Annotated in this window: 9 protein-coding genes, 2 tRNA genes and 3 rRNA genes; all 14 read left to right on the forward strand. The window is 41.8% G+C overall.

Annotation, left to right across the window (positions count from 1 at the left end):
• Positions 1-849 precede the first annotated feature (849 nt).
• The 14 genes from BTR42_RS01920 (at position 850) to dnaK (ending at position 14,174) form a co-directional block, all read left to right on the forward strand.
• A 16S ribosomal RNA gene (locus BTR42_RS01920) occupies positions 850-2,398 on the forward strand.
• A gap of 57 nt (positions 2,399-2,455) precedes the next feature.
• A tRNA-Ala gene (locus BTR42_RS01925) sits at positions 2,456-2,528 on the forward strand.
• 144 nt (positions 2,529-2,672) lie between these two features.
• Positions 2,673-5,571, forward strand: a 23S ribosomal RNA gene (locus BTR42_RS01930).
• 82 nt (positions 5,572-5,653) lie between these two features.
• A 5S ribosomal RNA gene (gene rrf, locus BTR42_RS01935) occupies positions 5,654-5,769 on the forward strand.
• Together the 16S, 23S and 5S rRNA genes with 2 tRNA genes alongside form the textbook arrangement of a ribosomal RNA operon.
• 5 nt (positions 5,770-5,774) lie before the next feature.
• Positions 5,775-5,848: transfer RNA gene (locus tag BTR42_RS01940), tRNA-Asn, on the forward strand.
• A gap of 158 nt (positions 5,849-6,006) precedes the next feature.
• Entirely contained in the window at positions 6,007-6,492 is a 486-nt protein-coding gene (locus tag BTR42_RS01945; RefSeq protein ID WP_077496174.1) for a sigma-70 RNA polymerase sigma factor region 4 domain-containing protein, read from the forward strand.
• 139 nt (positions 6,493-6,631) lie between these two features.
• Entirely contained in the window at positions 6,632-6,898 is a 267-nt protein-coding gene (locus BTR42_RS01950; protein WP_009853366.1) for an ACT domain-containing protein, read from the forward strand.
• Between the two features lie 11 nt (positions 6,899-6,909).
• A complete protein-coding gene (locus BTR42_RS01955; RefSeq protein WP_009853367.1) occupies positions 6,910-8,247 on the forward strand; it encodes a PFL family protein in 1,338 nt (445 codons plus the stop codon).
• Positions 8,248-8,470: 223 nt separating this feature from the next.
• Positions 8,471-9,175 (forward strand): histidine phosphatase family protein, encoded by a 705-nt coding sequence (locus BTR42_RS01965; protein WP_039694351.1) that lies wholly within the window; start codon positions 8,471-8,473, stop codon positions 9,173-9,175.
• Positions 9,159-9,932 (forward strand): M15 family metallopeptidase, encoded by a 774-nt coding sequence (locus tag BTR42_RS01970; protein WP_009853369.1) that lies wholly within the window; start codon positions 9,159-9,161, stop codon positions 9,930-9,932. Before BTR42_RS01965 ends, BTR42_RS01970 begins: the two co-directional genes overlap by 17 nt.
• The gene (locus BTR42_RS01975) at positions 9,929-10,510 is read left to right on the forward strand and encodes a glycoside hydrolase family 73 protein (RefSeq protein WP_012961370.1); all 582 of its coding nucleotides are present in this window, start codon (positions 9,929-9,931) and stop codon (positions 10,508-10,510) included. The genes BTR42_RS01970 and BTR42_RS01975 overlap by 4 nt, the downstream gene beginning before the upstream one ends.
• 135 nt (positions 10,511-10,645) lie before the next feature.
• Positions 10,646-11,680, forward strand: a complete 1,035-nt coding sequence (hrcA, locus tag BTR42_RS01980) for a heat-inducible transcriptional repressor HrcA (protein WP_012961371.1) — start codon at positions 10,646-10,648, stop codon at positions 11,678-11,680.
• Between the two features lie 42 nt (positions 11,681-11,722).
• Positions 11,723-12,262, forward strand: coding sequence for a nucleotide exchange factor GrpE (grpE, locus tag BTR42_RS01985; RefSeq protein ID WP_003063213.1), 540 nt, complete (start codon positions 11,723-11,725; stop codon positions 12,260-12,262).
• An 82-nt stretch (positions 12,263-12,344) separates the two neighbouring features.
• The gene (gene dnaK, locus BTR42_RS01990; protein ID WP_061459093.1) at positions 12,345-14,174 is read left to right on the forward strand and encodes a molecular chaperone DnaK; all 1,830 of its coding nucleotides are present in this window, start codon (positions 12,345-12,347) and stop codon (positions 14,172-14,174) included.
• The last annotated feature ends 145 nt before the right edge of the window (positions 14,175-14,319 follow it).

A 14,319-nucleotide genomic window follows, 5' to 3' on the forward strand; every position in this document is an offset into this window, starting at 1 on the left:
GCAAGTGATTATTAGAAAATCATTTGCTTTATTTTTTACTTATTCGCAGATAATAAAGGTGTGAATTTTCGATATTAGTTAGCTCAATTCATTTATTTTTGTAGTAAAATTCACACCATTCAGATGAAATTATTTAAAATTAGATGAAATTTGGTTTTCAAAAAAACGCTGAGAAAGCTTGGTATTAAAAGCTTTTGAAATTTATTCAAACAAAAGCTGTTCAAAGCAGGTCTTAAAAAAGCTCGTAAAGCAAGCCAATTCTCAAAACGTTAATCAATACGATTATATCAACGTTTCAAGACATTCAAGATTTTTATCTTGGATGTCTTTTTTTGTTTCCAAAAGCTGAAGAGCTGTCGTATTTGTTAAAAATCGGCAATATAATTCCTCTGTAGTGCATAATAAACTTTATGATAGGGAAAAATTAAACATAAGAAGATATAACTGCCGTTAAGGGTTGAAAATACCACTTGGAGTTAATACTACTGCAGTAAAAAATGCAAAAAGTAGTTGACAGTTTTTCCTAAGTTTAGTATACTAGATGAGCTGTCGCAAGAGGGCAGGTCTTAGGTTTACAGAAAAGCTAAAAAAGTTCTTGACAAAGTAAGCTTGAGATGATACAACTAATATAGTTGTTGTCCGAGAGGGGTGCGGCGGAAATCGGATTGAAACAGAGTTGAAAAAAACTTGAAAAAGTAGTTGACAAGCTGTTTCAGATTTGATAGAATATAGAAGTTGTCTCGCAAGAGGCAAAGACCTTTGAAAACTGAACAAGACGAACCAAACGTGCGGGTTGAGAAATCGACCTGTTAAGAAAATAAATCTGTCAGTGACAGAATGAGAACAAGATTAAATGAGAGTTTGATCCTGGCTCAGGACGAACGCTGGCGGCGTGCCTAATACATGCAAGTAGAACGCTGACTACTTTAGCTTGCTAGAGTAGAAGGAGTTGCGAACGGGTGAGTAACGCGTAGGTAACCTGCCTACTAGCGGGGGATAACTATTGGAAACGATAGCTAATACCGCATAACAGTGTTTAACACATGTTAGATGCTTGAAAGATGCAAATGCATCACTAGTAGATGGACCTGCGTTGTATTAGCTAGTTGGTGGGGTAACGGCCTACCAAGGCGACGATACATAGCCGACCTGAGAGGGTGATCGGCCACACTGGGACTGAGACACGGCCCAGACTCCTACGGGAGGCAGCAGTAGGGAATCTTCGGCAATGGGGGCAACCCTGACCGAGCAACGCCGCGTGAGTGAAGAAGGTTTTCGGATCGTAAAGCTCTGTTGTAAGAGAAGAACGTGTGTGAGAGTGGAAAGTTCACACAGTGACGGTAACTTACCAGAAAGGGACGGCTAACTACGTGCCAGCAGCCGCGGTAATACGTAGGTCCCGAGCGTTGTCCGGATTTATTGGGCGTAAAGCGAGCGCAGGCGGTTTAATAAGTCTGAAGTTAAAGGCAGTGGCTTAACCATTGTTCGCTTTGGAAACTGTTAAACTTGAGTGCAGAAGGGGAGAGTGGAATTCCATGTGTAGCGGTGAAATGCGTAGATATATGGAGGAACACCGGTGGCGAAAGCGGCTCTCTGGTCTGTAACTGACGCTGAGGCTCGAAAGCGTGGGGAGCAAACAGGATTAGATACCCTGGTAGTCCACGCCGTAAACGATGAGTGCTAGGTGTTAGGCCCTTTCCGGGGCTTAGTGCCGCAGCTAACGCATTAAGCACTCCGCCTGGGGAGTACGACCGCAAGGTTGAAACTCAAAGGAATTGACGGGGGCCCGCACAAGCGGTGGAGCATGTGGTTTAATTCGAAGCAACGCGAAGAACCTTACCAGGTCTTGACATCCCGATGCTATTTCTAGAGATAGAAAGTTTCTTCGGAACATCGGTGACAGGTGGTGCATGGTTGTCGTCAGCTCGTGTCGTGAGATGTTGGGTTAAGTCCCGCAACGAGCGCAACCCCTATTGTTAGTTGCCATCATTCAGTTGGGCACTCTAGCGAGACTGCCGGTAATAAACCGGAGGAAGGTGGGGATGACGTCAAATCATCATGCCCCTTATGACCTGGGCTACACACGTGCTACAATGGTTGGTACAACGAGTCGCAAGTCGGTGACGGCAAGCAAATCTCTTAAAGCCAATCTCAGTTCGGATTGTAGGCTGCAACTCGCCTACATGAAGTCGGAATCGCTAGTAATCGCGGATCAGCACGCCGCGGTGAATACGTTCCCGGGCCTTGTACACACCGCCCGTCACACCACGAGAGTTTGTAACACCCGAAGTCGGTGAGGTAACCTTTTAGGAGCCAGCCGCCTAAGGTGGGATAGATGATTGGGGTGAAGTCGTAACAAGGTAGCCGTATCGGAAGGTGCGGCTGGATCACCTCCTTTCTAAGGAAAAAACGGAAGCACGTTTGGGAAGTCTTGTTTAGTTTTGAGAGGTCTTGTGGGGCCTTAGCTCAGCTGGGAGAGCGCCTGCTTTGCACGCAGGAGGTCAGCGGTTCGATCCCGCTAGGCTCCATTGAATCGAAAGATTCAAGATGATTGTCCATTGAAAATTGAATATCTATATCAAATTCCACAATTAGAAATAATTGTAGAAAGTAACAAGAAATAAACCGAAACGCTGTGATTTAATGAGTTTAAGGTCAGAAGACCAAAATAAGGTTAAGTTAATAAGGGCGCACGGTGGATGCCTTGGCACTAGAAGCCGATGAAGGACGTGACTAACGACGAAATGCTTTGGGGAGTTGTAAGTAAACATTGATCCAGAGATGTCCGAATGGGGGAACCCGGCATGTGATGCATGTCACTCATTACTGTTAAGGTAATGAAGAGGAAGACGCAGTGAACTGAAACATCTAAGTAGCTGCAGGAAGAGAAAGCAAACGCGATTGCCTTAGTAGCGGCGAGCGAACTGGCAAGAGGGCAAACCGATGTGTTTACACATCGGGGTTGTAGGACTGCGTTGTGGGACGCAAGATTATAGAAGAATTACCTGGGAAGGTAAGCCAAAGAGAGTAACAGCCTCGTAATCGAAATAGTCTTAAACCCTAGCAGTATCCTGAGTACGGCGAGACACGAGAAATCTCGTCGGAATCTGGGAGGACCATCTCCCAACCCTAAATACTCTCTAGTGACCGATAGTGAACCAGTACCGTGAGGGAAAGGTGAAAAGCACCCCGGGAGGGGAGTGAAATAGAACCTGAAACCGTGTGCCTACAACAAGTTCGAGCCCGTTAATGGGTGAGAGCGTGCCTTTTGTAGAATGAACCGGCGAGTTACGATATGATGCGAGGTTAAGTTGAAGAGACGGAGCCGTAGGGAAACCGAGTCTTAATAGGGCGGCTTAGTATCATGTCGTAGACCCGAAACCATGTGACCTACCCATGAGCAGGGTGAAGGTGAGGTAAAACTCACTGGAGGCCCGAACCAGGGCACGTTGAAAAGTGCTTGGATGACTTGTGGGTAGCGGAGAAATTCCAAACGAACTTGGAGATAGCTGGTTCTCTCCGAAATAGCTTTAGGGCTAGCGTCGATGTTAAGTCTCTTGGAGGTAGAGCACTGTTTGATTGAGGGGTCCATCCCGGATTACCAATATCAGATAAACTCCGAATGCCAATGAGATATAATCGGCAGTCAGACTGCGAGTGCTAAGATCCGTAGTCGAAAGGGAAACAGCCCAGACCACCAGCTAAGGTCCCAAAATATATGTTAAGTGGAAAAGGATGTGGGGTTGCACAGACAACTAGGATGTTAGCTTAGAAGCAGCTATTCATTCAAAGAGTGCGTAATAGCTCACTAGTCGAGTGACCCTGCGCCGAAAATGTACCGGGGCTAAAACATATTACCGAAGCTGTGGATACCTTTTAGGTATGGTAGGAGAGCGTTCTATGTGTGAAGAAGGTGTACCGTGAGGAGCGCTGGAACGCATAGAAGTGAGAATGCCGGTATGAGTAGCGAAAGACAGGTGAGAATCCTGTCCACCGTAAGACTAAGGTTTCCAGGGGAAGGCTCGTCCGCCCTGGGTTAGTCGGGACCTAAGGAGAGACCGAAAGGTGTATCCGATGGCCAACAGGTTGATATTCCTGTACTAGAGTATATAGTGAAGGAGGGACGCAGTAGGCTAACTAAAGCGTGCGATTGGAAGAGCACGTCTAAGCAGTGAGGTGTGATATGAGTCAAATGCTTATATCTATAACATTGAGCTGTGATGGGGAGCGAAGTTAAGTAGCGAAGTTAGTGATGTCACACTGCCAAGAAAAGCTTCTAGCGTTAATTATACTCTACCCGTACCGCAAACCGACACAGGTAGTCGAGGCGAGTAGCCTCAGGTGAGCGAGAGAACTCTCGTTAAGGAACTCGGCAAAATGGCCCCGTAACTTCGGGAGAAGGGGCGCTGGCTTAGAGTCAGCCGCAGTGAATAGGCCCAAGCAACTGTTTATCAAAAACACAGCTCTCTGCTAAATCGTAAGATGATGTATAGGGGGTGACGCCTGCCCGGTGCTGGAAGGTTAAGAGGAGCGCTTAGCGTTAGCGAAGGTGTGAATTGAAGCCCCAGTAAACGGCGGCCGTAACTATAACGGTCCTAAGGTAGCGAAATTCCTTGTCGGGTAAGTTCCGACCCGCACGAAAGGCGTAATGATTTGGGCACTGTCTCAACGAGAGACTCGGTGAAATTTTAGTACCTGTGAAGATGCAGGTTACCCGCGACAGGACGGAAAGACCCCATGGAGCTTTACTGCAGTTTGATATTGAGTATCTGTACCACATGTACAGGATAGGTAGGAGCCTACGAAATCGGGACGCTAGTTTCGGTGGAGGCGTTGTTGGGATACTACCCTTGTGTTATGGCTACTCTAACCTAGATAGGTAATCCCTATCGGAGACAGTGTCTGACGGGCAGTTTGACTGGGGCGGTCGCCTCCTAAAAGGTAACGGAGGCGCCCAAAGGTTCCCTCAGAATGGTTGGAAATCATTCGCAGAGTGTAAAGGTATAAGGGAGCTTGACTGCGAGAGCTACAACTCGAGCAGGGACGAAAGTCGGGCTTAGTGATCCGGTGGTTCCGCATGGAAGGGCCATCGCTCAACGGATAAAAGCTACCCTGGGGATAACAGGCTTATCTCCCCCAAGAGTTCACATCGACGGGGAGGTTTGGCACCTCGATGTCGGCTCGTCGCATCCTGGGGCTGTAGTCGGTCCCAAGGGTTGGGCTGTTCGCCCATTAAAGCGGCACGCGAGCTGGGTTCAGAACGTCGTGAGACAGTTCGGTCCCTATCCGTCGCGGGCGTAGGAAATTTGAGAGGATCTGCTCCTAGTACGAGAGGACCAGAGTGGACTTACCGCTGGTGTACCAGTTGTCTTGCCAAAGGCATCGCTGGGTAGCTATGTAGGGAAGGGATAAACGCTGAAAGCATCTAAGTGTGAAGCCCACCTCAAGATGAGATTTCCCATGATTTAATATCAGTAAGAGCCCTGAGAGATGATCAGGTAGATAGGTTAGGAGTGGAAGTGTGGTGACACATGTAGCGGACTAATACTAATAGCTCGAGGACTTATCCAAAGTAACTGAGACGAATTGACAGCGCGTCGGAAACTTGTTAGAATATATAGGTATTCAATTTTGATTGGATAATCAATCAGAGTTAAGTGATGATAGCCTAGGAGATACACCTGTTCCCATGCCGAACACAGCAGTTAAGCCCTAGAACGCCTGAAGTAGTTGGGGGTTGCCCCCTGTTAGATATGGTAGTCGCTTAGCTTTTATCCGCCATAGCTCAGTTGGTAGTAGCGCATGACTGTTAATCATGATGTCGTAGGTTCGAGTCCTACTGGCGGAGTAAAGAAGACGGTGACAATAGCTGAGGCTGTTGTTTTTTTCTTACTTCATAAGCACTTTTGTGACCATGACAAAAATGTCATGGTCTTTTTGCGCTTTCCTTTTTATAATGGGATTACCTTTTAAGTAAGGGAAACTAACTGTCAAGGAGATTTGAAAATGATGGAAACCTTTGAAAGCTATTTTGAAAAGGTCAAACCGATTGTGCTTAAGTTGCGTCGTCACTATTTTGTCAAATTATGGGACTATGATGATTGGTTACAAGAGGGACGGGTGGTTCTGTTCTGTCTCCTGCAAGAAAAGCCAGACTTGTTGCAGGACGACTTGTCCCTTTATGCCTATTTTAAAACGAAGTTTTCCAACTATCTCAAGGATGTGATTCGCCATCAAGAGAGTTTGAAACGCAAGTTTAATCAGCTGCCATATGAGGAGATTAGTGACGTGGGGCATTGTTTGGCGCAAGCAAGCTTTCTGGATCTGGCGGATTATGTGGCTTATCAGGAGCGGCTGCAGGCGGTTGAGCAGCGACTGGGAGTAGGGGCACGAGAGAAATTGGCGAAGGTGATGCGAGGGGAGCGCTTTGAGGGCAAGAAGGCGTTTCTAACCCAAATTGAGCCCTTCTTTAACGAGTTTAGGGAAAAATAGCAAATAGAATTTTAAAACATGAATATTTTTTTAAAAATGCCAAAAATAATTCGCTTTTTGATGAATTTGTATCCGAATTAAATGGAATTTTTCTGAAAATTATGGTAAAATTGAACAAATATTATTTTGGAGGCTTCTCATGAAAGCAATTATTACTGTTGTTGGTAAGGATAAGACAGGTATTGTAGCAGGTGTTTCAGCAAAAATTGCTGAATTAGGTTTGAATATTGATGATATTTCTCAAACAGTTTTGGATGATTTCTTTACGATGATGGCTGTTGTTTCATCTGATGAAAAGCAAGATTTTACTTATTTACGTTCAGAATTTGAAGCTTATGGTGAAACGTTGAATGTTAAAATTAATATTCAAAGTGAAGCTATTTTTGATGCTATGTACAATATTTAAGGAGGAAAGACGTGGATATTAAACAAGTTACTGAAACCATTGCGATGATTGAGGAACAAAATTTTGATGTTCGTACCATTACAATGGGAATTTCTCTTCTTGATTGTATTGATCCAGATATTAATAAGGCTGCAGATAAGATTTATAAGAAAGTTGTCGAAAAAGCTGGTTCTTTGGTGGCTGTTGGAGATGAGATTGCGGCTGAACTAGGTATTCCAATTGTTAATAAACGTGTTTCTGTAACACCGATTTCTATTATTGGAGCAGCGACTGATGCGACTGACTACCTTCCGTTGGCTCATGCTTTGGATAAGGCTGCGAATGAAATTGGAATTGATTTTATTGGTGGTTTTTCTGCCTTGGTTCAAAAGGGTTACCAAAAAGGTGATGAAATTCTTATCAACTCTATTCCTCGTGCGCTTGCTGAAACTTCAAAAGTTTGTTCATCCGTCAATATTGGTTCTACAAAATCAGGGATTAATATGACAGCAGTTGCTGATATGGGACGCATTATTAAGGAAACGGCTGAATTGTCTGATTTGGGTGCAGCAAAATTAGTCGTGTTTGCAAATGCGGTTGAAGATAATCCATTTATGGCGGGTGCTTTCCATGGTGTTGGTGAAGCTGATGTTGTCATCAATGTCGGTGTTTCTGGTCCTGGTGTTGTAAAACGTGCTCTTGAAAAAGTTCGCGGTGAAAGTTTTGACGTTGTTGCTGAAACGGTTAAGAAAACAGCCTTTAAGATTACACGTATTGGTCAATTGGTTGGTCAGATGGCGAGTGAACGTTTAGGGGTTAAATTTGGTATTGTTGACCTTTCTCTTGCGCCTACGCCAGCGGTTGGTGACTCTGTGGCTCGTGTTCTTGAAGAAATGGGGCTTGAAACAGTTGGTACTCATGGAACAACTGCAGCGCTTGCACTTTTAAATGACCAGGTTAAAAAAGGCGGTATTATGGCTTGTAACCAAGTTGGTGGTTTGTCTGGTGCTTTTATTCCTGTATCTGAAGATGAAGGTATGATTGCTGCTGTTCAAAATGGCTCACTTAACTTGGAAAAACTTGAAGCAATGACAGCTATTTGTTCTGTTGGTTTGGATATGATTGCTATTCCTGAAGATACTCCTTACGAAACAATCGCTGCTATGATTGCTGATGAAGCAGCTATTGGTGTGATTAATCAAAAAACAACAGCTGTTCGTATTATTCCAAAAGGTAAAGAAGGCGATATGATTGAATTTGGTGGTCTTCTTGGTACAGCGCCTGTAATGAGTGTTAATCATAATTCATCTGCTGATTTCATCAAACGTGGTGGTCAAATCCCTGCCCCTGTTCATAGCTTTAAAAACTAATTATTTTGTTCGATATTTACCTAGAATAAGCAAAGGTTGCTATCCTAGGTATTTTTTTGCTTAAATTTAAAAAAATGATTTCAGGTTATCAAAGCTGCGTGTCAACTGATGAAGCTTTTGAAAAATATGATATAATAAAAGAGCTGAAAAAAGTAAAAAATTCATTATTTTTGTTGTCGTACACCTCTGTTTTTTATAGGAATCAAGTCTGGGAGGAATCGTTATGGTTAAAACAAGATTGTATATTGCTCGTCATGGAAAAACGATGTTCAATACGATTGGTCGTGCTCAAGGTTGGAGTGATAGTCCTTTAACTGTTGATGGTGAGCGTGGGATTCAAGAGCTTGGTTTAGGCTTGAAAGATGCAGGAATTGTTTTTAAAGAGGCGTTTTCGAGCGATAGTGGACGTACTTTACAGACAATGGAGATTATTTTACGTGAATGTCAACAGGAAAATATCCCATATACTCGTGATAAACGTATTCGCGAATGGTGTTTTGGTAGCCTAGATGGCGGATACGATGGTGAGCTCTTTAATGGTGTGTTGCCACGTGTATTTGATAAGGATATGACTAAGTTGACTTATCAAGAAATGGCGGCAGGTATTTATCAAGTCGATACAGCTGGTTGGGCTGAGACTTGGGAAGTTTTGAGTAGCCGTATTTTAGAGGGATTTACTGCTATTGCTGAGAAAATCGAGGCTTTGGGTGGTGGAAATGCTATTGTTGTTAGCCATGGGATGACTATTGGAACGTTTTTGTGGTTAATTGATCACGCAACGCCAAGAAGTTTGGGGTTGGACAATGGTAGTATTTCCGTTGTTAGTTTTGAAAATGGAAAATTTACAATAGAGTCTATCGGCGATGTTAGTTATCGTTTGCGTGGTAGGCAAATATTAGAAGAAAGAAAAAATGAGAAAAAAGCGTAGTTTACCAACTCTTATTCTAGGGTTGTTAGTTATTGTAATTTTTATAGTCGGTATTTTTGTTTTTGTCCAAGGTGACAAATTGTCATTGAGTGGAAATGCTCAAAAGTCATCAACGGATAGTTCAAGCTTGGTGAGCTCTGAGTCTTCAACGAGTTCAACAGCTTCAGCGACGGATTTGCCAGATGTTTCATCAAGTGATTGGGAGCTTGTTTTAGTTAATCGTGATAATATTACAGCTGAGATGAATCCTGATTTAACGCAAATTGATAATATCTATGTGGATTCACGTATTGCTGATAATGTTCGAAACTTTTTGGCAGCAGCGCAAGCTATTGATAGCAGTGAACATTTGATTTCTGGCTACCGAAGTGTGGCTTATCAAGAAGAATTATTTAATTCCTATGTGTCACAAGAAATGGCAGCTGATCCAAGTTTAACGCAAGAAGCGGCGGAGGATTTGGTTAAGACGTATTCACAGCCTGCTGGTGCTAGTGAACATCAGACTGGACTTGCTATTGATATGAGTACGGTAAATTCTTTGAATGAGAGTGATGCTGATGTTGTTGCGCAGGTCGCAGCTATTGCTCCTGAATATGGTTTTGTCCTACGTTTTCCTGAAGGTAAGAGTGATTCAACGGGAGTCGATTACGAAGATTGGCATTTCCGCTATGTTGGTGTTGAATCTGCTAAATACATGACAGAAAACAACTTAACCTTAGAAGAATATGTGGCTTTGTTGAAGGAGAATAATCGATGAAATCTCGTTTTTCTCTGAAACAATTTTTGACTTTTGTTTTTATCTTTTTTGTTGGAATTCTTTTGCTTTGCTTGCACCATGCAACGCCAAGTGCTACGAAGAAGCAGAGTGTTTCTTATACGCAAACAGAGTTTATTGAAGAAATTGCTCCGACGATTCAAAAAGTAGCAGCGTCATATGGCGTACGTCCTTCGATTATCATTGCTCAAGCTGTTTTGGAATCAAATTATGGGACGAATTTATTGGCAGTAAAATATCATAATTTATTTGCGGTGCAGGCACAGGATGGTCAAACGGCGATAGAATTAACTTATAAGAGTTATTTTGTTAATGAGTGGCAGACTGAGACAGGTCGCTTTGCGGTTTATAAATCTTGGACGGCTGCTATTTATGATTATTTTGATTTATTACAATCTGGCAAATTAAGTGATGGAGCGTATGATATTTTAGTGTCTAATATGGGTTATAAAAAAACAGCACAATCGTTGCAGGATATGGGATTCAGTACAGACCCTGACTATGCTACGAAATTGATTGCTATTATTGAAAAAAACAACTTAACAGCGTATGATAAATAGAAAAATTAGCACTCTACTAAAAAGAGTGCTAATTTTTTGAGTTTTTCTCTTGACACTCGTTTTTAAAGGAGTATAATAAAATCATGAATTAGCAGTCGAGGTATATGAGTGCTAAATGTAGAAAGGAGCGAGGTTATGATTACCCAACGTCAAAGTGATATTTTGAATTTGATTGTCGAATTATTTACACAGACGCATGAACCTGTCGGCTCTAAGACTTTACAGGCAACCATTGACTCGAGTAGTGCAACGATTCGTAACGATATGGCGAAGCTAGAAAAGTTGGGCTTACTTGAAAAGGCTCATACGTCAAGTGGGCGAATGCCAAGTGCTGCTGGTTTTAAGTATTTTGTTGAGCATTCATTGAGTCTTGACAGTATCGATGAACGTGATATTTATCAGGTCATCAAAGCTTTTGATTTTGAAGCTTTTAAGCTTGATGATATTCTACAAAAAGCAAGTCAGGTTTTGGCTGATATGACTGGTTACACGTCGGTGATTTTGGATGTTGAGCCAGCTCGTCAAAAACTTACAGCTTTCGATATTGTTCAATTATCGAGTCATGATGCTCTAGCTGTTTTAACCTTGGATGAATCCAAACCTGCGACAATTCAATTTGCCATTCCTAAAAACTTCATGTTGAAAGATTTGGTAACTTTGAAAGAAATCGTCGATGAGCGTTTGCTTGGACGAACGGTGATGGATATTCATTATAAGTTACGAACAGAGATTCCGCAGATTTTGCAAAAATATTTTACCGTGACAGACAATGTGTTAGATTTGTTCGACTATATTTTCGCAGAATTGTTTAAAGAATTGGTTTTTGTAGCTGGTAAGGTTAATTCGCTTGATTATGCTAATCTGGAAACATATCGTTTCTTAGATAATGACCAAAGGGTCGCGGTTGCTCTTCGCTCTTCAATGAAAGAAGATGAGATTGCGACTGTTCAGGTTGCAGATAGTCAAGAAGCAGCGCTAGCTAATGTGACTGTTTTGACACATAAGTTTCTGATTCCTTATCGTGGATTTGGGCTTCTTAGCTTGATTGGTCCGATTGATATGGATTATCGCAGAAGTGTTAGCTTGGTAAATGTTATCGGGCGTGTTTTGGCGATGAAACTTGGTGATTATTATCGCTACCTCAATAGTAATCATTACGAGGTCAACTAAGTTTAGTAATTAAATTGATAAAAAAGATAAGGGAGGGACACAGTGTCAGAAGAAACTAAAAACGAAGAACTTCAAGAAGAAGTTGAAGCCACTGATGTTGTGACTGAAGAAAAAGTAGAAGAGCAGCCTCAAGAAGATGCTCAAAATGAAGAATTGCAAAAAGCACTTGAGCGTGCGGAAGATTTTGAAAATAAATACCTTCGTGCTCATGCTGAAATGCAAAACATTCAACGTCGCGCTAATGAAGAACGTCAGCAATTGCAAAAATACCGTTCACAAGATTTAGCCAAAGCAATTTTACCAAGTTTGGATAATTTGGAAAGAGCACTTGCTGTTGAAGGATTGACAGATGATGTGAAAAAAGGTCTTGAAATGACACGTGACAGCTTGATTCGTGCGCTTAACGAAGAAGGTGTTGAAGAAGTGGTTGTTGAAAACTTTGACCACAACTTGCATATGGCAGTTCAAACTCTTCCAGCTGATGAAGAACATCCTGCAGATAGCATTGCTCAAGTGCTTCAAAAGGGTTACAAACTTCACGAACGTCTATTGCGTCCAGCTATGGTTGTTGTTTACAGCTAATCGTTAGCAAAGACTTGACCGCAATGTCATAAAACTATAACTGAAAGAAAAAAAGATAAATCATAAAAAAGAGGGATAAAATATGTCTAAAATTATTGGTATTGACTTAGGTACAACAAACTCAGCCGTTGCAGTTCTTGAAGGAACTGAATCAAAAATTATTGCAAACCCAGAAGGTAACCGTACAACTCCTTCAGTTGTTTCATTCAAAAACGGTGAAATCATCGTTGGTGACGCTGCTAAACGTCAAGCAGTAACTAATCCAGATACAGTTATTTCTATCAAATCTAAAATGGGTACTTCTGAAAAAGTATCTGCAAATGGTAAAGAATACACTCCACAAGAAATTTCAGCAATGATTCTTCAATACCTTAAAGGTTATGCTGAAGATTACCTTGGTGAAAAAGTAACAAAAGCTGTTATCACAGTTCCTGCATACTTCAACGATGCTCAACGTCAAGCAACAAAAGATGCTGGTAAAATCGCTGGTCTTGAAGTAGAACGTATCGTTAACGAACCAACTGCAGCCGCTCTTGCATACGGTCTTGATAAAACTGATAAAGATGAAAAAATCTTAGTATTTGACCTTGGTGGTGGTACATTTGACGTTTCTATTCTTGAACTTGGTGACGGTGTCTTTGACGTACTTGCAACAGCAGGTGATAACAAACTTGGTGGTGACGACTTCGACCAAAAAATTATTGATTGGTTAGTTGCTGACTTCAAGAACGAAAATGGCGTAGACCTTAGCCAAGATAAAATGGCTCTTCAACGTTTGAAAGATGCTGCTGAAAAAGCTAAAAAAGACCTTTCAGGTGTGACTCAAACACAAATCTCACTTCCATTCATCACTGCTGGAGCTGCTGGACCTCTTCACTTGGAAACAAGCCTTACTCGTGCTAAATTTGATGATTTGACTCGTGACCTTGTTGAACGTACTAAAACTCCAGTTCGTCAAGCTTTGTCAGATGCTGGTCTTTCAATCTCTGAAATTGATGAAGTTATCCTTGTTGGTGGTTCAACACGTATTCCTGCCGTTGTCGAAGCTGTTAAAGCTGAAACTGGTAAAGAACCAAACAAATCTGTTAACCCTGACGAAGTAGTTGCTATGGGTGCTGCTATCCAAGGTGGTGTTATCACTGGTGATGTTAAAGATGTCGTTCTTCTTGACGTTACTCCGTTGTCACTTGGTATTGAAACTATGGGTGGTGTATTTACAAAACTTATTGACCGTAACACAACTATCCCAACATCTAAATCACAAGTGTTCTCAACAGCTGCTGATAACCAACCAGCCGTAGATATCCACGTTCTTCAAGGTGAACGTCCAATGGCTGCTGATAATAAAACTCTTGGTCGTTTCCAATTGACTGATATTCCAGCTGCACCTCGTGGTATCCCTCAAATCGAAGTAACATTTGATATTGACAAAAACGGTATCGTGTCTGTTAAAGCTAAAGACCTTGGTACTCAAAAAGAACAACACATCGTTATTCAATCTAATTCTGGTTTGACTGATGAAGAAATTGAAAAAATGATGAAAGATGCAGAAGCTAACGCAGAAGCTGATGCTAAACGTAAAGAAGAAGTTGACCTTCGTAACGAAGTTGATCAAGCTATCTTTGCAACAGAAAAAACAATCAAAGAAACTGAAGGCAAAGGCTTTGATACAGAACGTGATGCTGCTCAATCTGCTCTTGATGAATTGAAAGCTGCTCAAGAAGCTAACAATCTTGAAGATATGAAAGCTAAACTTGAAGCTCTTAACGAAAAAGCTCAAGCTCTTGCTGTGAAATTGTACGAACAAGCTGCAGCTGCACAACAAGCCCAAGCAGGTGCTGAAAGTGCACAATCAACTGATTCATCAAACAATGGTGATGACGTTGTTGACGGTGAGTTTACTGAAAAATAATTCATCAATGATTATCAAGAATATATTTGACTGTTCTTATTTTAGTAAGTTTAGTGTGAATTTTTCTTGGTAAATTATAAAATTCAGAGGTTGCGAAAATATCAACCTCTGTTTTTGGATAAATAGAGAAATCATAGAATTATTT

Origin of the sequence: Streptococcus gallolyticus subsp. gallolyticus DSM 16831, from assembly GCF_002000985.1 — a bacterium.
Lineage (GTDB): Bacteria > Bacillota > Bacilli > Lactobacillales > Streptococcaceae > Streptococcus > Streptococcus gallolyticus.

Coding starts and splice junctions, on each gene's coding strand:
- hrcA (WP_012961371.1), top strand. CDS start 10,646: ATGATTACCCAACGTCAAAGTGATATTTTGAATTTGATTGTCGAATTA.
- BTR42_RS01970 (WP_009853369.1), top strand. CDS start 9,159: ATGAGAAAAAAGCGTAGTTTACCAACTCTTATTCTAGGGTTGTTAGTT.
- BTR42_RS01950 (WP_009853366.1), top strand. CDS start 6,632: ATGAAAGCAATTATTACTGTTGTTGGTAAGGATAAGACAGGTATTGTA.
- BTR42_RS01945 (WP_077496174.1), top strand. CDS start 6,007: ATGATGGAAACCTTTGAAAGCTATTTTGAAAAGGTCAAACCGATTGTG.
- BTR42_RS01965 (WP_039694351.1), top strand. CDS start 8,471: ATGGTTAAAACAAGATTGTATATTGCTCGTCATGGAAAAACGATGTTC.
- BTR42_RS01975 (WP_012961370.1), top strand. CDS start 9,929: ATGAAATCTCGTTTTTCTCTGAAACAATTTTTGACTTTTGTTTTTATC.
- dnaK (WP_061459093.1), top strand. CDS start 12,345: ATGTCTAAAATTATTGGTATTGACTTAGGTACAACAAACTCAGCCGTT.